The sequence below is a fragment of the Lapidilactobacillus achengensis genome (genome assembly GCF_003946655.1).
Lineage (GTDB): Bacteria > Bacillota > Bacilli > Lactobacillales > Lactobacillaceae > Lapidilactobacillus > Lapidilactobacillus achengensis.
Map to the genome: position 1 here is coordinate 44,888 of NZ_RHOV01000013.1, position 20,518 is coordinate 65,405.

Sequence of the window (20,518 nt, forward strand, 5' to 3'; positions counted from 1 at the left end):
TGCTGTTTTTGTAGCGATTGGAATTATTACGGCACATCGACAAGCCCTGTGCCGTAGCGCGTAGGAATAGTTAGAGTTAAATTTAAAATTTTATGTAAGCATGGCAACGCGCGCGTTGCCATGCATTTTTTGATATTGCTTTTTAATCTAGATAAACCATGGAGCTTCGAAAAAATGTGGTGTTTCCCATTTTTTACCACTAGTAATTATTCTTGCCACACCTTGCCCAACCTTATAATTTCGTTTGGGTAAATCAGCAAAACCAGCCATCAGGAATCTTCTTTCATCGGCGGAATCAGCAGCCCCAGCCAGCATTATGACAGCGTCAGAACAGTTTACGCGAGCTAAACTAGGCAAAAACGCTTCTTTAGTTGCAAACTGAGAGATAGCAATAACATGAATTCCAGCTGCTCCACCGGTTGCAGTTAACTTATTGATCGAAACTTCCCACCGCTTTTTGAGTGACTTATCGAGTTCTAACGCAGCATTTAAATTACCGATTTCATCAAAAAATAATCCGATATCGACAAGATCAGGAAGGTCAAGATATTTTTCTTGCCCTGCATCATTGATCTTATTTAAGCGTTCTAACATAACTTCACACCAATATTCAGCGCGCTCAACGATTTCAAGTGTATTGCTTTTACCGCTAAACTCTTTGACATAGCGATCAAATTTAGCAGAATTGTATTCAACAATCCAGCCCTGCAACTGCATTAATCTTGCCATATACCGACCACACAGAACTGACTTTCCGGCCCGAGTTCGTGCAATGACGCTCAGATGTGGTGTCATCTCTGCATGCCAGACTAAGTCTTTTGACAACAAAATGGCATGTGGATCTTTGCTGATATAGCCAGATAATGTATCTTCTTTTTCGTTAATTATTAGTTTGAAAGAAGTTAGTGTGTCTTCAAAATGAAACAGCATATAACTATCGTTTGTTGTCAGTTCTGATGATGTTACGGCAAAACGCTTGTATTTACCACTTAGGATTCCTGAGATTTTTTGCTCGTACTTATCTCGATCCATGCGATCATATGTGGCTATGTTCTCAATAGCAATGTAACCGTAGTTACAATCATCAGATACCCATACATATACAAGGGGAAACTCATCTCCAAACCGCGTTGAGTTTGAGAGCTTTAAAACATCACTAATTTGTTTATCATTGAAAAGTCGTTTGATTTTTCTTGATAAGTTTTTAGCTTTGTTACTCATTAATGGTATATCAAGTGTAGTAACCAATTCACGGTGAAAGAACGTGATGACGGATATGAGAAGTAGTACCAGTGATATAACTGCGAATAAAATAGTTATATTTCGAAATAATCCAATTAATGAGCTAAAGAAACGTGAATTTTGACAATTAATAAAGATAAAAAAAATGAAACCTGTTAATAAAGAAAATAGCCCGAAAGCTACCAAAAAAATTTGATAGCTTTGATGACTGCTGTCTTTAGAACGATTAATGCGACGATATTTACGCATTACGCTGAATAATTGAAACTACATCAGCGGAATACCAACCACCAAAATTCGTTGATCCGCCACAAACATTTTTGAAGCTTAATGCAGTACCAAACTTAACATCAATTTTAGTTGATACTTTGATTGCATATTCTAAGTTTTGATTTGGATCAACAATGGAATAACGATATTTACCATCGCCCATATCTTCAACTAGTCCTGTTGAGAGGACGTTGAGAACTGGGATGATATCAGTTTTGTACTCATTGCCAGTCCGAGGACTGACTTTTGTTGTTTCTTGTGTTTTGTGACCCAGCACGTCTTCCAAACGTGGAGTCCAGTTAGGTTTTGCCATGAGCAACACCAGATCCTTTCTGATGCTAAAAGTATTAGCATCTAACCAAGTGGGACGAGAACCCCCAAATAGGAGGGACGATAGTTTAACGACGTGACGACCTTGGTCGACGATTTACAGTTTTGAAAATTCTTTAAAAAATTTGTATTTTAACCAGATTAGATTTTTAAGTATTTGAATAGTATCAGCATCAGCTGCTTTAATATCTGTTTTTTTAATTGTGGCAAATGAAGCTGATATTGGCGAATACCATAAATCCCAAACGGCTTCTGGTACATTATCCAAGTTATTAACTTGTGCTTGTTTCATATAAGCAGTGTTTGAATAATGTGTTAAAAGATGATTTAGTAAAGCTTCACATTGAGTAACTAAAAATTTCTTTATCATTGCTATTTCCTCCTCATTTACAAAAACAATTCTACAGAAATAAAAAAACTTTCTCCAACTTTCCTGTTAAATAATTAGTTGCTAAAACACTGTAATATAGCTATTATTTAAGTTAGCAACTAACTTTTTTGAGAAAGGTAAAAAATGATAACCAAAAACAATCTCACCTTTAATCTTCAGGGACTGAAAAGAAAGCTAATCATTGCCAAAATAAAGAGATTGAATCCTAATTTCGATCAAAGCGACTTACTTTCCAGTTATATAAGCAGAACTAATAAAATTTTCCCCGTCAATTCTTGTCAAATATATACTAAAGAAGATTGGAATAATTTTGATGAACTTGATTTTAAGCTGACAACGACAGTTTTTAGAGATTTTATCCAAGATACTTTTGGAATAGCGTTTGGCATTGAAGAAGATGGGAGTTCTAATCATCGCAATAAATTAAATGCTATTATTGCAAAGATAGTTACGACAGATCGGGGGAAAACAACAGTACTAACCTTTGGGGAATATGCAGAAATTATTAGGCTAGATGAGTTCACTGAATTCATTGTTCGATATATGAATCCAAGAGAACCCTTGGCGTCTAGGCGAAAAAAGATGTTAGATGAATTAATGTTCCTGCAAAATAACAGATATATTAATTCGCCCGAATATCAAAATGATAAAAGAAATGATACTTCACAAGTTTCAAAAATTTTAAATTTATTGTTTCCAGAAACTGCGGATAAAATTAAAAATGCTTCTATTAATATCGATGAATTTGATGATGAATATCAAAAACAAATTTTTAGTGAGATAATGGAAAATAATATCCACGATTTCTCAAGTAATAAAAATATAAAAACGGAAGCATTAAATGATCTCTACGTTATTAATGCTTTTCTCGATGCAATATCTCGATGAAATGAAAAAGAATCCTATGATTTTAAAAAGATAAAGGAGCAAAGCAATGTCTAAAATTGAACCCAGATTATTCGATGAATTAAAAAAAGTACTTGTCTCATTTGGGGACAAGTACTTCATTGGCAATGAATTAAATCGTTCAAAAGTTTCTGATGATTTACGTGCTTATGATGAAACTTTACTAGCAAAATTATTTGAAATTGATTTTATTAAAAAGAATTATATTAAAGAAGTTGCGGGACAAAATTTATTTCAAATTGATCAACTTGAAGAAGCGATTCTTTACGATAATTATTGGGATACGAGCTATACGAAATATGAAAATCTAGTTGGTTTAACGAGTAATGGTAAGTTTATTGAAGATAATCAAGACGTTGTTTTGGATTTTCCCTTTAAAGATGGTGTCTTAACAGCGAGTATGACCAAAGAAGATAATGATAACGGCTATGATGATGCGTTCTTAAATGAAGTCATTGAAAAAGATGAAATTGATCGTTTGTTTGACAAGAAGATATTAAATCATGCAAAGAGATATGATATTGACGGGGAAAAGGTTACTGATTATTTTGATGCAGAAAAAGACAATTTAATTCTTAAGGGGAATAATCTTTTAGCACTACATACAATTCGAGATAAATTTGCTGGAAAAGTAAAATTGATCTATATTGATGTTCCATATAATACAGGAAAGGACTCTTTTAGTTATAACGATAAATTTAGTCATTCAACTTGGCTGACATTTATCAAAAATAGACTTGAAATTGCTTGGGATCTATTGTCAGATGACGGAACTATCTGGATTTCAATAGATGATAACGAGAGCCATTATTTAAAAGTATTAGCTGACGAAGTGTTTGGCCGAGATAACTTTTTGAATGAAATTGTCTGGCAACGAGCATATGCACCTATTAATTTAAAAAAGACATTTTCAAAGAGCCATGATTATATTCAAGTCTATGCTAAAAATAACTCTTCTGACAAAGAGCTTAATAAGATTCCTCGGGATGATACTGCTAATGCAAGGTATAAGAATCCTGATAACGATCCACGTGGTCCATGGAAATCTTCTGATTTTTCTGTCGGTCCTGCGATTGATAAAAATATATATGAAATTACCACTCCAACAGGAAGAAAAGTATTACCCCCTGATGGAAGAAGTTGGGTTTATTCACGAGAAAGATTTAAAGAACTAAGAGCTGATAATCGTGTTTATTTTGGGAAGGAAGGAAATTCAGTTCCTTCAACTAAAAAATTTCTTTCTGAAGTTAAGAATGGTGTAGTTGCACAAACACTATGGACTTACCAAGAGGTTGGACATAATCAGGATGCTAAAAAGGAAATTAAAGCATTATTTGATGGTAAAGCATTATTTGGAACTCCAAAACCAGAGAAGCTTTTACAACGTATTTTGACAATTGGTTCTAACGAAGGTGATATCGTATTAGATTTCTTCATGGGATCAGCAACCACTCAAGCAGTGGCAATGAAGATGAATCGTCGCTTTATCGGTATTGAACAAATGGATTATATTAATAACGTTTCGGTTCCTCGTCTACAAAAGGTCATTGCTGGCGAACAAGGTGGTATTTCTAAAGATGTTAATTGGCAAGGTGGTGGTTCATTCGTCTATGCTGAATTGATGCAGAAAAATATGGGCTATTTGCAAGATATTATTTCTTCAAAAACTATCGGTGAATTACATGAAATCTATAATCGCATGTTATCCGGCGTAGAAGGGTCACAAGAACCTGCAGATATTTCTTTTAGGGCAGATTTAGATAAAATCGAGTGGGATGCAACAAAGGTTAAATTTGCTGATCAAAAACGCCTGTTGATTAAATTACTTGATAAAAATGGGCTGTACTATAACTACTCTGAAATCGATGATCGAAATGTTCGCGAGTTTTTATCAGATCGTGATTATCAATTTAATCAAAGCTTTTATGAAGCAGGTGAGTAATTATGGCGAAGTCTAAAAAGAAAGATATTCAATCATTGAAATTTCCTCTAGTGGAACAGGCTGAACACGCTGAAAAAGATTTATTTCAAGAAACCTGGGCAATACCTGAATATATTATAAATAACCTAGCTCATACTTTGCGACCATATCAAGATAAGGCACTAAGTAATTATCGTTATACACAAACACAAATTAAGCCTAACCCACAACCTGTTTTGTTCAATATGGCAACAGGTTCTGGAAAAACAGATTTAATGGCAGCTTTAATCTTGTATTTATATCAAGATCAAGGCTACACGAATTTCTTGTTTACCGTGAATACAAATTCGGTATTGATGAAGACGAAAGATAATCTGATTAATGCTGGTAGCGATAAGTATCTCTTTAAAGACAAAATTGAGATTGATGGACAATATATTACGATTCAAGAAGTCAATCGCTATCCACGAATCAAACAAGCCAATACAATTTATCTTAAATTAGCAACGGTTCAGACAGTTTCAAATGATCTATTTACGGTTAAAGAAAATACTATGGGCTTGAGTGATTACGAACAAGATCCAGTCGCAATCTTGGCTGATGAAGCCCATCATTATTCAGCAAGTACTAAATCTGAAAAAGAAGCAGAGCATACCTGGGAGTCAGCCATCAATAAAGTTTTAAATGCTAGAAATAATGAAGACAAAAAGAATTTGTTGCTAGAGTTTACAGCGACAGTCGATTTTGAGAAGATGACTATTTATGATAAATATCGTGATAAGGTTGTGTATCGTTATCCTTTAAGCCGTTTTATGTATGATGGTTATTCTAAACAAGTGAAACGGATAGAAACATCAGCCAGCGATGAAGAAAAAATGCTAAATGTTGTTTTGCTTTCTCAGTTTAGAAAATATCGTGCTCAAATTGAAAATGTCACCAGTACCTTCAAACCAATTATTATGTTTAAGTCGGCTAAAGTTGCTGTTTCTAAAAAGGCGAATGCTAAATTTAATGAAATGATTGCCAAGCTAACAGCCAAAGATTTACTAGCCTTTATTGAACGTCAACAATTGATGGATAGCAACGATAATGCAGTGCTCGAGCTTGCCTATAAATATTATTTAAAGAACAAGGAAGAATTAGGCAAAATTGTTCGCGAAATCAAACATGACTTTGATCCTAAAAATGTCTTAAATGCTAATGATGCTAGTGGTAATATGCTTGAAAAAGGTCAGTATGAGGCTTTAAATACCTTAGAAAGCCCCAATAATTTTTATCGGGTTGTTTTTGCAGTTGCCAAGCTTACTGAAGGCTGGGATGTCTTGAACTTATATGATATTGTTCGTATTAGTGAAGAGGCTGCAACCAATAAAAATGCCACGATGGTAGAGGCTCAACTAATTGGACGTGGTGCACGCTATTATCCCTTTGAAATAGATGGCAAAAAGAGTTACAAGCGCAGATTTGATGATGATCCATCAAATAAACAGCTTATTTTAGAAACACTTCATTATCACACGATGAATGAGCCACAATATTTAAAACAGCTAGTTGGATCATTAAAGCAAATGGATTTGCCAACTGGTAAAGATAGTAAAAATCCACCTATTGAGATAAAAGTTAAACCTGAGTTTAAAAGAACCAATGCTTATCGCAATGGAAAAATTTATTATAATGAATCTGTTGACGTTCCTAGTAGTTACTTTGACAGTATTCAAAAGTATGGTATTGAACATAGAGTTGATCTTCAGCGTAATCTAAACTATGGTTCACGGGAAGTCAATTATTCAGCGTATTCAGCAAACGTTGAGACTAAAACGATTAGTGTTTCTAGATTTGATGATCGCTATGTTAAAAAGGCAATTCAAAAAATAGATTTTTATCAATTTTCAAATTTGAAACAGTATATTCCCAATCTTCAATCTATGGATGAGTTTATTTATGGAAGGAACTGGTTAAATGCTAGTCATCTAAGATTATTTTTAACAGTACCTGTTGAATATCGTGAAGCTAATTTGATCGCAGAAGAAATCTTGAAAGTCATCGTTGATCTTCTAAAAGAATATCAAGTTAAAATCCAATCAGGTTATGTTAAGCAGCGCGGAACTAATAACTTTATCGGGTATCCAATTAGGGAATATCTTAGTGATTATAATAAACGCGTTCCAGAATATGACACTCAAACACAATTTGATAAAACGCAAGATATTAAAGTTTATCAAATGAAAGATGACGAATTTTATGTTTATGACAATGCCATTGTAAACCGGCTTGAATATCAATTAATAGAACGAGTTAAAGCATATATTGAGGATTTAGAAGCTAAGTATGGTAAAGCAGTGTATCTGTTCCGTATGGATGAAACGATGCATCGAGAATCAGCTAAGAGTGAAAAACTGAAGTTACATCAATATCAAGAAAATCCTAAATATGGTATTCATCTGACCGGCTTCCAACCCGACTTTATTTTATTTCTTGAAGATACAAACGATTATTATTTCCAAATCTTTATTGAGCCTAAGGGAATGAGTGGCGAACGCTTTGAGAAAGAATTATGGAAAGAAGAGCTTCTATTATATATGACAGATCATCATGCTGATATGGAATTTATGGACAATGAAAGCAATATTCAAATTAGTGGTTTAAAATTCTATACTAATGGCGATGGACGTGGCACGATGGAACAGTTAAAAGAAATCACAAATATTACAGATGATATGGATCAAAAAAAGCAACCAGTAGATATGGTTGCTGAAAATGATGAAGATAATTTTTCTATGTAAAGAACACCAATGACTCGCATTATTTTGATAAAATCCCCACCATTTGAGTAAAAGCCATTCAAATTGAATGAGATTTAGTGAAGGTAATACTTAAGAAAAGCCTTGATATTAAAGGTTATTCCAACCTAGTGAAAATAGGTTCTAATAAACCAGGTCTTAAGAAAGCTCGTAAAGCTTCACAATTCTCAAAACGTTAATATTTCCAGCATATCAATGTTTCGAACACTCACTAGATTATCTAGTGGGTGTTTTTTTGGCTATCATATTAAAGTGTGAAATTGAAATTCTTTAGCGATCTGCCTATTGGTCAACGATTCTTGATATAATAAGGGAACGATCGTGATTGGAAGTGTCCTGATGATTTTAATAGATGGTGCCTCGTATTTCTTTAAAGAATTATTTGATCTCTTGATGTTATTTATGCTGATTGCTCTGCTCACAGATATCCACCAAAAATCATTTTATTTTGCTTTATTCTTGTTTCTTTTTCCGCTCGTACTACTTTCTGTAACGGATGCACTTCTAACTGGGCTGGTATTAAGTACATTTGTTGTGATGCTAAGATTTAAAACATGGCGAAAAAATGGCAAAAGAAAATTTTCAGAAATCTTTGGTCTTTTGCTTTCTTTGGCGATCTATAGCATTGTGCCACTCTTTTCATCGATGCTCGTATCTAAATCATTGGGACTCCACTTCAATGTTTTGAATGCGGATAATCCTTTACTAGTCCCTTTTCTAATTGGGATCGATTGGTTTCTATCAATTGTCATTGCATTCATACTAAAATCCAAAGTGATAGAACGTTCAATTCCAATTGAGAATGTAAAGATTTATTGTTTGCAATTGGGCGTATTCCTGACATTTGTCTATTTGTTTGGAGAAATATTAAGAAGAATGCAGGTTTTAGGAATTTTTCAAATTGTAATGGTCAGCTTTTTAGTGGCTCAATTTTCGGTCACGATATTCATGACGTATCTAAAACTAAAAAAGAATCAGGAAAAAGCAGAATTAAGCAGTCTCAGAGCACAGATGGTGGTGATGAACACCTATACTGCCGAAATCGAAAGAAATTATCAAGAATTACGCAAATTTCGCCACGACTATAAAAATATGCTACTAGCTCTGAAGACAACGCAAACTGGATCAAGTATCAATGAGGATTATTTAAACCAGGTGATTGATTATTCCCATCAGATGATCGATCATAGCGTGATGCGTTTTTCTGGACTTAGCAACTTAAAAATAAGCCCAATAAAATCTTTGCTGGTGGTGAAGTTGGCCCATGCGGAACAACTCGGTTTGAAAGTGAACTTTGAATGTTTAGTTCCCCTAACAAAAATCAATCTGGACGAGGTAAAACTGGTTCGAATATTGGGTATATTGATTGACAATGCGGTGGAAGCGGCCCTTGGATCGGATGCAGGTATAGTAACGATCATTTTGATCGCGACGCGAGAGACTATTGAGATTTCAATCGAAAATTCATTTCAAGGTAAGCTACCTTCCTTATCAGCGATGAAAAGGGAAGGTTATAGCAATAAAGGAAAGGATAGAGGGCTCGGCTTGTCCAATATTCAGGCTATCCTTGCTTCGAATAAGCAGGTGGACTTATCACATTATTCAAATCAGGGATTATTTGTTTCTGTATTGACCATTGGAAAGGGTGAATCAGTGTGACATTACCCATTATTCTTTGCGAAGACGATATTGCTTTAATGTCGCATTACAAAGCAATCATCGAGAATTGGATCATGATCAATGATTATGATATGCGGTTGGTTCTAGCAGCGACTGATCCGGCTGAAGTTTTATTATATCTATCCCAGAACCAGCTAACAAATAGTTTGTATTTCCTAGATATTGATTTGGGGAAACAGTTAGATGGGATCGATGTCGCACAGCAAGTCAGAAAGGATAACGAGTTTGCCCAAATCGTCTTTATAACTGCTCATCAAGAGTTGGCCCTTGAGACCTTAAAACGGCAAATAGCGCCTTTAGATTATATTGTCAAAGACGACCGAAATGAAAAAATTCAAATTGAAACTGTTTTAGATGGCCGTCACCAGCAAGTCTTCGTGGATCACCGGCCCAACGATCGTCATTTATCATTTATGATTGGTACAAGAAATTTCAGAGTCGACTTAACGGCAATTTACTTTTTAGAAACGTCCGTCACACCCCACAAGGTGATTTTATACGGTGAAAATATGATGTATGAGTTTTATGGAAAAATGAATAATTTAGAAGAAGAGTATCCTGAATTGCTGCGTGTTCACAAGTCGTTCTTGATCAATCCGAATAAGGTTACGGCCGTTGATTATAAAAGTCGAACGATATTTTTTCCTGAGGAATATTCTTGTTCTTTCCCTTTAGTGAAGGCCAAAATACTCAAAAAGCACTTTGACAGAATTGGAAGTATCATTCATAAATAGGAACTGACTGGGCTGTGACTCAGACGATCTACCAAATTAATATCTAAGGTCCTAGCTTTGCAAGCATTCTCACTCAAGACCAAAATAGCAAAAGTGGGATACTGCTTCTCATTCAGGACAGAATAGCAACATCTTGAGACATCTGTTCCCAATAGATCAATCTGAATGATATATTGCTATTGTCATACAAATTCTAAAGGCAGGTTTGAAATACCAAAAAGGTCGAAATTCAAACAGGCAAATATTGGCAGGCGAGATTGATTTAGAAATGATCGTCACTAGTTGTGTGGCAGACAGATTAGTCGGTTGTCTTGGGTGGAAAGCTAATTTGAAATAGACTTAGATGCTTGGTTGGGCAGCTCAGGACTAGTTTTACAAGAATGGCCTATTTAAGGGGGGATGATGATGACGAATAGTCAAAAAAAGGATATATTTTCAACAGTCATGATCGCAATTATCGGACTTGCTGTCATTTACTTGATAAAGAGACGATTGAATGCATTCTCTTTATCAATATTTTCAATCGTTGTAGTAATCTCAACAACCTTACCAGCACAAATTCGCAAAAGAAAACAGCGAAGATTAATAACTGTTCTTCTAAATCAAAACAATACGACTATACTGGAAGAGATATATAAAGCAACTCAAATAACTCAAAATCAATTAAAGCATTACCAGATATTAGGCGATGGAATATCAGCGGCAAATCTCTATAAAATCGAAGCAATCATATTATTTCAGTCTGATCTCAAAAAATAAAACTCACTTCTTCTGGCTTTAGCGATTGATCGAGACGGCCTTGGTAAGTAACGCTTCTGTGTTTCTGTGGTTTCTATATGGATCCTAAAATTCGTTAAATCAGCAACTTCGATATTTTCTAACTTGATTAAAATAGCTGAATTGCCAACCAGGTCTTAAGAAAGCTCGTAAAGCTTCACAATTCTCAAAACGTTAATATTTCCAGCATATCAATGTTTCGAACACTTCGCGTTTTACAATGCGAAGTGTTTTTTTGTTTTCTGATCCCGGGAGCTGGTGGCTTAGGTTTAGTTTTCGGGGTCTAGAATTTTTGATTAGCTGGAATGAACGACTTCTGCCTTTTCTTCATAAAAAAACCTCATCAATAATATGATGAGGCCAATGTAGGTGATTGGGGACGGAAACAGAATCCGTCGATTGCGTAGGTGCTGACTGCTGACTCAACTAGGTAATCGTGCAAATTAGGCTAGATGAAAATAGCGGAATAATTTGATAATTGTCGTGTCGCTAATAGGAAATCATCTCTATGCAGGTTAAAAACTAAGATACGAGATGATTAGGACGACAAACCACAATGCCGAAATTGAAAAAAAGACATTTCTGATGACCAAGGAGTTGATTTTGGTCATTATGGGATCTGACAACAAAAATAACGCCAGCGGTGGGATAAAGTTTTGGACAATTGAAAATATCTGCTTAAATGACGTGGTACTATAATTGATTTGGAGGAGACTTAATAGAATTCCCAAGATGAATAGGCAACTGATGATGATTCTTTTAACTTTCTCTGACATGACCAACACTCCTTATTTGTTACCTATGAGACGTTCAAAGGGCATAAAACAGATAGCAATGGGTTGATATGAGTGACTTCTTACCCCCCAAAAATAGCGCTACTCGTAATGATGGCGGTCCATTTAGACGGCTATGACTTTTTCGTTGATTTCTTGCGCTTTTTCTGAAATTTGATTTAGAATTGTGCTACTTCTTTTCAGCTTTTACTAGGATCAGTGATTGTTTTAAAAGTCAGCTTAGGTTTTGGCGCTTTCAAAAATATGTGATTATTTTCAGTCTTGATTTGTAATGCATTGGTTGAGACTACTAGCTTAAGCGTAAACACGGCGGGCAGGCAATGAGCGCCAGCCTTTATTGCCCACGCTTGTCCTGCACATCCAACCACTTAGTCAGACTAGTTGCGCTTGGTATAATACATAAAGGCAAGATACACGATCAACGGAATTGCGGCCGAGTAAGCGGAGTTGGCACCCGAGAAAATCCGGTTTAAAACCATGATGGTCACTCCGACAATCAAGACCGTCGTAAAACGCCAATTGCCATCTTTCCAGAGTTCAATTTTCATTTTTTCACCTACTTTAACAATAGTATTTGCTTCAGTTAGTCGACGACTTCAAATTATGGGAATAGCGGTCTTGTCAATTGCCGATTCCAGGCGAATCTCAATGTTTACAGTGGAGCGCAAAGGAAACGATCCTGTCTAACCATTAAGCGTCCAACTAATTCAATTGCTGCCAGGTTAGACTCATCGAGTGGGCCCATTGAAATGAACCAACGAGGGTATTTAGAACTCAGAAGCTGATGGCTGTCTTGTTCATGGTTGTGACTAGGAAACTTCAGTCCGCAAACGCCACTTCAACGGTAAGCTAATCGTAATATTATATCGCGAATGTGTAAACGCTTTATTTGAAAAGGTGGAGTTAGTGGAGGACTCTACCTTTTTTGGTGTTCAGGATACCTAACCAAGCCGTTTCGTCCGATTTCAGTCCGAATATTCCAGTCGCTTCGTGTCGTAGCGCGGGAATGAAAAATTTTGAAATCAGAGCTTGCCTGATAGTCCAGACGAACGTTTATACTAAAGTGACTAATCAGCTTAGCCTGGATTTAAAGATACATAGGGCTAATCCGAATTGCGCATACTTGCATTACCAACCATAACTAATTGTTATGAATATCTAAAATGTATAAGTATTGGACATTTCAACCGACTATTCTCATAATGGATTTAACAACGACGATGGGAGGACATCAAATGAAAAGAAAATGGATCTTGATTCTAGGAATGTTAGTGGTTTTGGTCGGGTTATTCAGCTTGGATCTCGCCAAAAGTCGGCCACGACCAGTGACGACCGCGATCCGTTCTAGCCAGCCTGTCGTGAGTCGTGCCACCCGAACTTCGGACCAGGCCAGTTCAAGCAAAAAGGCCGCTAATTCGCAGCCCACACATAATTCTGAGCGTGTTTTGATCATTTACTATTCACGTTCAGGGACGAATTATCCGGATGTCACGTTGAAACATGGGCATACCTGGCAAATTGCTCAAGAAATCGCTCAGGTTACTGGCGGCACACGCTATCAGATCCAAACCGCACAGGCATATCCCAAGAATTATCAGGCGACCGTGGATCAAGCCGAACAGGAACAACAAGATAACGCCCGTCCACGTTTAAAAGGGAAATTACCTGATGTAACGCAATACGAGACGATTTTCTTAGGTTATCCAATTTGGTGGAGTGATCTGCCCATGCCCGTGCGGACTTTAATGGATCAGATCGATCTGAATGATAAAGTGGTCATTCCTTTTTCGACCAATGCCGGTTCTGGTTGGGGCGACTCGCTGACCACGCTTAAACGGCAATATCCCCAAGCCAAGTTTCGAAAGGGCTTTGAGATTGAGGGAGCGGATGTTGATCACGCGCACAAGCAAATCCGGCGCTGGCTTCGCGATTTAGGTTATTAACACAGAAGAAGCTAGGTCAGCCAACACGTTCCAAAAAGGGAGTGAAAGTATGTTGAAAAAATATCCCCTGGCCTTATATCTAGTATGGCTCATTGCTTTACTGCTTTTCCCCGCGCCCCTGGTACTCAGCTTGAATTTGGGCATGGGCGCTGGCAACACGCCGCAACTGATTTGGATCGATTGTGGGGTGATTGCCTATGCTTGGTGGCTGTTTGAAGTTTTTCTGGCGACGCGGCCAACGTGGCTGGATCGACTGATCGGGTTACCAGCCTTGTATTTTGTCCATGGCTTATTAGGTGTTGACGCCTTATTGATTGCCTTTGTGCATCGCAATTTTCTTATTTCCATGGGTGCGCAGATCAGATTGACGGGAAAAGTTGCTTGGTATCTGGCGCTTTTCGGCATCATCTATGCCAGCCTGTTCATGTCGGGCTGGTTGGTTGATCGCTTGCCCGTGATAGCGCGAGTCAAGACCAAACTGCAATTCTTCTTCAAGCATCGCTTATCACTTTGGATCCATCGTTTGAATTTGGTGGCGATTCTCTTGATTTGGTTGCACGTGCATTTGATTGGGCGCGTCAATCATCAGTTGGTTTTTATGTTGCTCTTTGATGGTTATACTGTGCTCATTCTCAGTGCCTACTTGTGGCAGAAGTGGGTGGCACCTACTCAGCGCAGGACCGGTCAAGTTCTAGCAACGCAGCGTCTGAATGAACGAACTGTTTTGATCACGCTGGTCTTTCGTGGGGCGCGGCAGCTGTTTCAAGCTGGCGATTTCTTTTTCTTTACATTTGAGGGGATTTCCCGGGAGGCTCATCCTTTTTCCGTGGTTAATCAGGCCGACGCCGCCGGTGAGCAGATTCAAATTCTGGTGCGTTCCGTCGGCGATGATACTCGTAAATTACAGCAAGTTGCCGTGGGAACGGTTGTTCAAGTGGAAGGTCCCTTTGGTCGTTTCGCCGCGATCGTTGAACAGGATCGGCGGCCGCTTGTTCTGATCGGTCTGGGCAGTGGGCTTGCGCCACTGTTGAGTTTAGCTCGGACGTATCTAGGGACGCGCTCGATCCAAGTGATCTGGACCGTCAAAAATGATCGCGATCGCTATTTCGTGACCGATTTGGCGGCGTTAGTAGACCCGCAATTCAGTTATTTTATCCAAAATGGTCGTTTGCGATCCGAGCAACTTTCAACAATGATCAGTCCGGAAAAACTAGCGCAGGCACGATTTTTGATCGTGGGGCCAGCCAGCGCGGTGCTCTCGATTAGAAAAATGTTGCGCCAGGCCGGTGTACCGCGTGATCACTTGACGGATGAACGGTTGACCATGTGAGTTGCAACATAAATAGCTCATTTAAGAAAGTGAGGAGATTCAATGAAAGTCATTAGTAAAAATAGCACGCTCAGGCGAATGCTTGCAACCTTGTTAGTGATTGTGACGGCTACGATCTTGGTCTCATGCTCGCAAGCGCAGAAAACGAACCATCAGGGCACAACTACCCATGGCAGTAAAGCGACTAAAGTAAAGAATACGACAACAGCAAAACGCACGACTGGTCGTAAACAGGTTGACACCAAAATAAATGATTATGGGAAAACACTGTTAGTGTATTATTCATTGACCGATACGACTGCGAAGTTAGCGCAGAAGATCCAGCGGGAAAGCGGGAGTGACAGTGTTCGGCTACAACCAGAGCATGCCTATCCAACAACGGATAATGATGCGGTCAATGCTTGGGTCAAGCTGCAGCAGCGCGATCAACGAGCCGATCAATTGACGAATACGCTCCCTGATTTGTCTCAGTATCAGTCAATCATTATCGGTTTTCCAATTTGGAGTGGCGACGTAGCCTATCCGCTCCAGTCGTTTCTGATGCAGAATGCGGCGGCGTTAGCCGGTAAGCGACTAGTGCCCTTTAGCACCAGCGCTCAAGCGGACGCGACAGCAGTCAAACAAACTCGGCAAACGATCCAACAACTCGTGCCCGATAGTCAAATAATGACTGGCCTTGATCTCACTTCCAGTGTGGCCAGCGCCAACAGAATTGACCGTTGGTTGCAACGGGTTTTGCCGGCACAATGATTCTTAGTAAATAGCTGCTCACAATCAATTAGGAAATGACAGATTCAGAAATGTAATCTTAGGTAAAATAATACGAGCAGTTTTGAGCGCTTGTTCGAAAGAAAATTGAAGCGAATAATAAAAAAATCATGGACGAGGATTCAAGCAAAAATCAAAATAAGAAGGTCCAAGCAAAAATCAAATCGAAAAATGGTATTTTTCTCAAAATGAGGAAAGAAAGGACGATTTATGAAAACAAGTCAACGACGGATTTTAATGGGTGCAGTACTTTTGTTGGGGCTGAGCTTCGGTCTGACTGCCTGTGATACCGCGTCAAATCAAGGGAGTGCCAGCGCTGACAGTCAAAGTGCTGCGACAGGTGATCGCATCAAAACGACCCAAACGGCGAATAAGCGTGTTGCCAAGGACAATGCTCAGATCCAAACGGCCGATAAATCACGGCCAACTCGAGTAATCAAGCAGGGCACAAAAATCAAGATGCATTTCGGCGATACCGTGATCACCGGCGTCCTCAATGACAGTAAAACAGCCAAGGCCTTGATTGCGAAATTGCCCTATACAATTCACGAAAGTCGCTATGATACCGATTTCTGCGGTACTGTCGATGCGTTACCTTATAACAAGAGTGAAGAGCACTATGGCTGGTTGAATGGTGATATCGACTATGCGACGGATGCGCCGTACTTCACGATTTTGTTCAAAGGCGAAGAAAATTCCGAGCAATATGGCTCGCAGGTCAATATTGGTGTGATCACGACGCCCTTGGCCAAAATCAGCAACTTAGAGGGCAGTTATGATGTGCGGATCGAACTTGACGAGTAACTAATCGACGAATCGATTGGTTCGAATAATTAGGCAAGAACGGCCAATTTAAGTGTTTTGAGTCGTCAGCTTGGTATGAAAAGGAGAAATTCAAATATGGCAACAACTAAAGTGAAAGCGTTAGAAGCAACAGGATCGGCCTTCGCTACATTTCATCACACGGTGATCGAGCGCCGAGAATTGCGGGCTGATGATGTGGCGATCGACATTAAATATTGTGGGATCTGTCATTCCGACATTGCGCAAGTCGAAGGGATCGATCAGGTGTTCCATCACCCCATTGTCCCCGGCCATGAAATCACCGGGATCGTCAGTGCCGTTGGTTCTGCGGTCACCAAGTACCAGGTGGGTGATCGCGTTGGGGTTGGCTGTTTTGTCGATTCCTGCGGAAAATGTAAATATTGCCGCGCTGGTCAAGAACAATTTTGCGAAAAGGGGTTCGTGTCGGTCTTTAATACGCCGGATTATCAAGGGCAGATCACCCAAGGCGGGTATTCCCAATCGCTGGTCGTCAAGGAACATTTCGTGCTCAGCATTCCTGATAATCTAGACTTAGCGGCGGCCAGTCCGCTATTATGCGCCGGGATCACCACTTATAATCCGTTAAAACGTTATGGTGTTGGTCCTGGTTCCAAGGTCGCCGTGATCGGCCTCGGTGGGTTAGGTCATATCGCAGTTCAGTTTGCTCATCAGATGGGTGCGGAAGTGACCGTCCTCGGCCATTCCGTTAGCAAGCAAGCTGAGGCCAGCAAGTTTGGCGCCACCGGCTATGAGATTTTACGAGAAGCGGCTGATTTCGATCAGCTTAGCAACTCGTATGATTTCATTTTGAATACGGTGGCAGTGCCTCTGGATCTGGACCAATATTTGAAATTATTACGCGTCAATGGGATTTTCTGCTTCGTTGGTCTGACAATGGACGAACAAAAATTCAACCTCTTCAGTCTTTTCAACAAGCAGGGGACTTTGACTGTTTCTAACGTTGGCGGGATCGCCTTGACCCAAGAGATGTTGGATTTCGCGGCGGCACATCAAGTTCTGCCGCAAATCGAAATGATCGGGATCGATGATGTCCCTACGGCTTACCAGCGCATCTTGGCCAGCGATGTTCATTATCGCTTCGTCATCGACATGAGTACGTTAAAGTAAGCGGGTGGCTATGCAACGAAACTATGATGATCGCGAAAACGTCATTACCTGACGTCCAGTTGATCACCGTGGTTTCTTTTTTACATCAAGGAGAAAAAGAATCATGAAACAACTCAAAATAATTCTAAGTGGCGCGGTCGTACTGGCGCTTTTGGTGCTGGTTCTCTTGTTCGTCAGACCGCATAACCAGGCCTTAGTTCGTCCGGGTGATTCGACTAGCACGAGCACGTCGGAGGAAACGTCCGCTTCGGTGGCGACCAGTGGTTCAAGTGGTTCAGGCGATTCAAACGATTCGGCCAATTTTACCAGCGGCAAGCAGTCGATCAAGGTGACAACGTTGTGGATCACTGAGGGCCAAGAACGCTTGTATGGCCGCTTGTATCAGCCGACTCAGACCGGCAAGAAGCCTGTGGTGTTGCTGTCGCACGGATTTGGCGGCAACCATACGCAGTTGGCCAGTTATGCCCGCGCGTTTGCCCAAAGAGGTTATCTGGCCTATGCCTTCGACTTCGCGGGCGGTAGTACGGATAGTCGCAGCACCGGGTCGACTATGAAAATGTCGGTTTTCACCGAACAACAGGATCTAGCGGCGGTGCTCAAACAATTTCGGCAAGGCGCGGATGTTGATCCTCAACGGATCTTCTTGGTTGGCGCTAGTCAAGGTGGGGTGGTCTCCGCCTTGGTCGCGGCGCAATATCCGCAACAGATCAAAGGAATGGCCTTACTTTACCCAGCTTTTAGCATGGTTGCGAGTGCCAAAAGTCAGTATCGAACCACGGCTGATATTCCTGCAAGGATCGAAATGTGGGGCACACCCGTTGGCAAAGTCTATTTCCAACAGCTGCTGAACTTCGATTTGCTAGCACAAATGAAGCGGTATGCTGGTCCCGTCTTGATCATGCACGGTGATCAGGATGAAGTGGTGCCGCTGAAATATTCGCGGCAAGCTGCTAAAACCTATCCCCATGCCCAATTAAAAGTGCTTGCGGGCGCTGGTCATGATTTCCCTGGCGCCGCGGAGGGACAGTCGCGGAAAATGATTTTAGCCTTTTTAGAAAAATATGATCGCCAATAAAAAAATCGTCCACAAAAAGCTTGCCTTATAGTCCAGACGAACGTTTATACTAAGGGCATCAGTTAACGAAGACGCCATTTTCTGGCGCTTAGTCAGGACATCGGCGCGGGATCGTCGATCATAGGAAAGGATGATAGCAATGGCACAATCAAAAACATTGATTATTTATTTCTCGCTGTCCGGAAATACGAAACGGGCGGCGGAGCAGTTGCAACGGAAACTAGGCGCGGATCTGTACCGGTTAGAGCCGGTGCAACCTTATCCTCAGGATTATCAGGAGATCATTACCGTTGGTGAGGCGGAGAAAGATCATGATCGCCACCCTGCCATTAAGCAAGACTGGCCTGATCTCAGTCAATATGATGAGATCGCGGTGGGCTATCCGATTTGGTGGGGTCAGCCGCCAATGATCATTCACAGTTTGTTTGAGCAAGCTGACTTCAAGGGCAAGACGATCATGCCGTTTGCGACCAGTAGTTCGACGCCATTAAGTGCGACGCTTACAGTAATGCGCCAGCTGACACGGACGGCGGGCGCCACGCTGACGCTCGATAATCTGAGCTCGGGAGGTCGCTGCTAGTGAAAAGAAGAAGTTTAGTTTTAGTAATTGTGGCAATCATTGGGTTGGTTGCGCTGGGAGGAGGCCTGGTCAACTTGGTCAAACAACAAGGAACAGTGACATCGCGGCGTGCTCAAACGTCGCGTCAGGACTTAGTGTCGTCAACCAGCAAGAAAACAAAAAGCAGTCAAGCGGAAATCGCCGGTCAACCGATCAAGGCGCCCCAGCTGGGTAAATCGGCTGCGGCGTGGCAGAATGGTGCCGGCACGGTTTCTGATGGTCACGATACGAATCAGATCAATCAACCGACTCGCCAGCTAACGAAATCGGCCAAAAGTATCATTATCTATTATTCGCGTTCTGGGAGCACAGAATTGTTGGCGAGCAAGATCGCCCAACAAACCAAAGCGGATATTCTGGAAATCGTCGTCAAAACACCCTATGCAGCCAATTATAGCGCCACTTTGGCTCGGGCCAATTCTGAGCGTGCGGCACAAGATTATCCCGCGCTTGATCTGGTGATTCCGGATCTGGCGCAATATCGCACCGTTTACTTAGGTTATCCCATTTGGGCGATGACGCTATCGCACCCAATGACAGCCTTCTTGGAAAAAGCGGGTGGTCAACTGGACCAGAAAAAGATTGCGCCGTTTATGACGCAAGGCGGTTATGGTGAAGGGGACAGTGTTCAACAGATCCGCCAAATCTTGACACGAGTTGGCGGCCAGAACAATCGCTTTACCCGTGCCTTAGTCGTGGACGGAAATAAAGTGGATCGGGCCGATCAACAGGTGGCTCGCTGGCTTCAACAGGTTGATCAAACCAATTGATTTACTTTCATCAAGCCAATTTTCAGCGATGTGCTATCGTTCAGCCAGCAAGACTGGAGGATAGCTTTTTTTCTACCATTAGTCAAGAGAATTCTTCTATATCAAGGGATTCTTTTTCTTAATTACGCAAAATAAGATTATTTATGGCGTTAAATCATATTTAATCTGATATTTTGCCATACTAAACAGCACCTCAGCTGTAATTTTTTTTCGG

The 20,518-nt window shown here is 40.3% G+C and carries 18 protein-coding genes; 14 read left to right on the plus strand and 4 right to left on the minus strand.

All coding sequences use genetic code 11. From position 1 onward, the window contains the following. Positions 1 to 147: 147 nt before the first annotated feature. The 3 genes from EKM94_RS08155 to EKM94_RS08165 all read right to left on the minus strand — a co-directional run bounded on the left by EKM94_RS08155 (position 148) and on the right by EKM94_RS08165 (position 2,212). Positions 148 to 1,491, minus strand: a complete 1,344-nt coding sequence (locus EKM94_RS08155; RefSeq protein ID WP_225422189.1) for a cell division protein FtsK — start codon at positions 1,489 to 1,491, stop codon at positions 148 to 150. Then, the gene (locus EKM94_RS08160) at positions 1,484 to 1,825 is read right to left on the minus strand and encodes a hypothetical protein (RefSeq protein ID WP_088775432.1); all 342 of its coding nucleotides are present in this window, start codon (positions 1,823 to 1,825) and stop codon (positions 1,484 to 1,486) included. The genes EKM94_RS08155 and EKM94_RS08160 overlap by 8 nt, the downstream gene beginning before the upstream one ends. A gap of 114 nt (positions 1,826 to 1,939) precedes the next feature. Beyond that, positions 1,940 to 2,212: a hypothetical protein gene (locus EKM94_RS08165; RefSeq protein WP_088775431.1), complete on the minus strand. Its 273-nt coding sequence runs from the start codon at positions 2,210 to 2,212 to the stop codon at positions 1,940 to 1,942. A 144-nt stretch (positions 2,213 to 2,356) separates the two neighbouring features. On the opposite strand from EKM94_RS08165, the gene EKM94_RS08170 reads away from it, so the two are divergent. The 6 genes from EKM94_RS08170 to EKM94_RS08195 all read left to right on the plus strand — a co-directional run bounded on the left by EKM94_RS08170 (position 2,357) and on the right by EKM94_RS08195 (position 11,034). After that, entirely contained in the window at positions 2,357 to 3,121 is a 765-nt protein-coding gene (locus EKM94_RS08170; RefSeq protein WP_125600224.1) for a hypothetical protein, read from the plus strand. Positions 3,122 to 3,167: 46 nt separating this feature from the next. Next, positions 3,168 to 5,081 carry a DNA methyltransferase gene (locus EKM94_RS08175; protein ID WP_125600227.1) on the plus strand — a complete coding sequence of 638 codons (1,914 nt, stop codon included), beginning with the start codon at positions 3,168 to 3,170 and terminating at the stop codon, positions 5,079 to 5,081. Between the two features lie 2 nt (positions 5,082 to 5,083). Beyond that, positions 5,084 to 7,843 (plus strand): DEAD/DEAH box helicase family protein, encoded by a 2,760-nt coding sequence (locus EKM94_RS08180; RefSeq protein ID WP_125600230.1) that lies wholly within the window; start codon positions 5,084 to 5,086, stop codon positions 7,841 to 7,843. 357 nt (positions 7,844 to 8,200) lie between these two features. Then, positions 8,201 to 9,520, plus strand: coding sequence for a sensor histidine kinase (locus EKM94_RS08185; RefSeq protein WP_225422190.1), 1,320 nt, complete (start codon positions 8,201 to 8,203; stop codon positions 9,518 to 9,520). Further along, positions 9,517 to 10,275 (plus strand): LytR/AlgR family response regulator transcription factor, encoded by a 759-nt coding sequence (locus EKM94_RS08190; RefSeq protein WP_125600233.1) that lies wholly within the window; start codon positions 9,517 to 9,519, stop codon positions 10,273 to 10,275. Before EKM94_RS08185 ends, EKM94_RS08190 begins: the two co-directional genes overlap by 4 nt. A 405-nt stretch (positions 10,276 to 10,680) precedes the next feature. Continuing rightward, on the plus strand, positions 10,681 to 11,034 hold the full coding sequence (locus tag EKM94_RS08195) for a hypothetical protein (protein WP_125600236.1): 354 nt from the start codon (positions 10,681 to 10,683) through the stop codon (positions 11,032 to 11,034). A 1,189-nt stretch (positions 11,035 to 12,223) separates the two neighbouring features. Here EKM94_RS08195 and EKM94_RS12415 read toward each other — a convergent pair. Next, positions 12,224 to 12,394, minus strand: a complete 171-nt coding sequence (locus EKM94_RS12415) for a hypothetical protein (RefSeq protein ID WP_164511161.1) — start codon at positions 12,392 to 12,394, stop codon at positions 12,224 to 12,226. Positions 12,395 to 13,081: 687 nt separating this feature from the next. On the opposite strand from EKM94_RS12415, the gene EKM94_RS08200 reads away from it, so the two are divergent. From EKM94_RS08200 to EKM94_RS08235, 8 genes are all read left to right on the plus strand, one after another. Further along, positions 13,082 to 13,789: a flavodoxin gene (locus EKM94_RS08200; protein ID WP_164511162.1), complete on the plus strand. Its 708-nt coding sequence runs from the start codon at positions 13,082 to 13,084 to the stop codon at positions 13,787 to 13,789. Positions 13,790 to 13,838: 49 nt separating this feature from the next. Beyond that, positions 13,839 to 15,119: an FAD-binding oxidoreductase gene (locus EKM94_RS08205; RefSeq protein WP_125600242.1), complete on the plus strand. Its 1,281-nt coding sequence runs from the start codon at positions 13,839 to 13,841 to the stop codon at positions 15,117 to 15,119. 42 nt (positions 15,120 to 15,161) lie between these two features. Beyond that, positions 15,162 to 15,869, plus strand: coding sequence for a flavodoxin (locus tag EKM94_RS08210; RefSeq protein ID WP_125600244.1), 708 nt, complete (start codon positions 15,162 to 15,164; stop codon positions 15,867 to 15,869). Positions 15,870 to 16,097: 228 nt separating this feature from the next. Beyond that, positions 16,098 to 16,691, plus strand: a complete 594-nt coding sequence (locus tag EKM94_RS08215) for a cyclophilin-like fold protein (protein ID WP_225422191.1) — start codon at positions 16,098 to 16,100, stop codon at positions 16,689 to 16,691. A 96-nt stretch (positions 16,692 to 16,787) separates the two neighbouring features. Further along, complete coding sequence (locus EKM94_RS08220; protein WP_125600247.1) at positions 16,788 to 17,840, plus strand: NAD(P)-dependent alcohol dehydrogenase; 1,053 nt, start codon at positions 16,788 to 16,790, stop codon at positions 17,838 to 17,840. A 103-nt stretch (positions 17,841 to 17,943) separates the two neighbouring features. Continuing rightward, positions 17,944 to 18,915 (plus strand): alpha/beta hydrolase family protein, encoded by a 972-nt coding sequence (locus EKM94_RS08225; protein WP_125600250.1) that lies wholly within the window; start codon positions 17,944 to 17,946, stop codon positions 18,913 to 18,915. A 139-nt stretch (positions 18,916 to 19,054) separates the two neighbouring features. Then, positions 19,055 to 19,495: a flavodoxin gene (locus EKM94_RS08230; protein ID WP_125600253.1), complete on the plus strand. Its 441-nt coding sequence runs from the start codon at positions 19,055 to 19,057 to the stop codon at positions 19,493 to 19,495. Beyond that, positions 19,495 to 20,304 carry a flavodoxin family protein gene (locus EKM94_RS08235; protein WP_225422192.1) on the plus strand — a complete coding sequence of 270 codons (810 nt, stop codon included), beginning with the start codon at positions 19,495 to 19,497 and terminating at the stop codon, positions 20,302 to 20,304. Before EKM94_RS08230 ends, EKM94_RS08235 begins: the two co-directional genes overlap by 1 nt. Positions 20,305 to 20,518 lie beyond the last annotated feature (214 nt).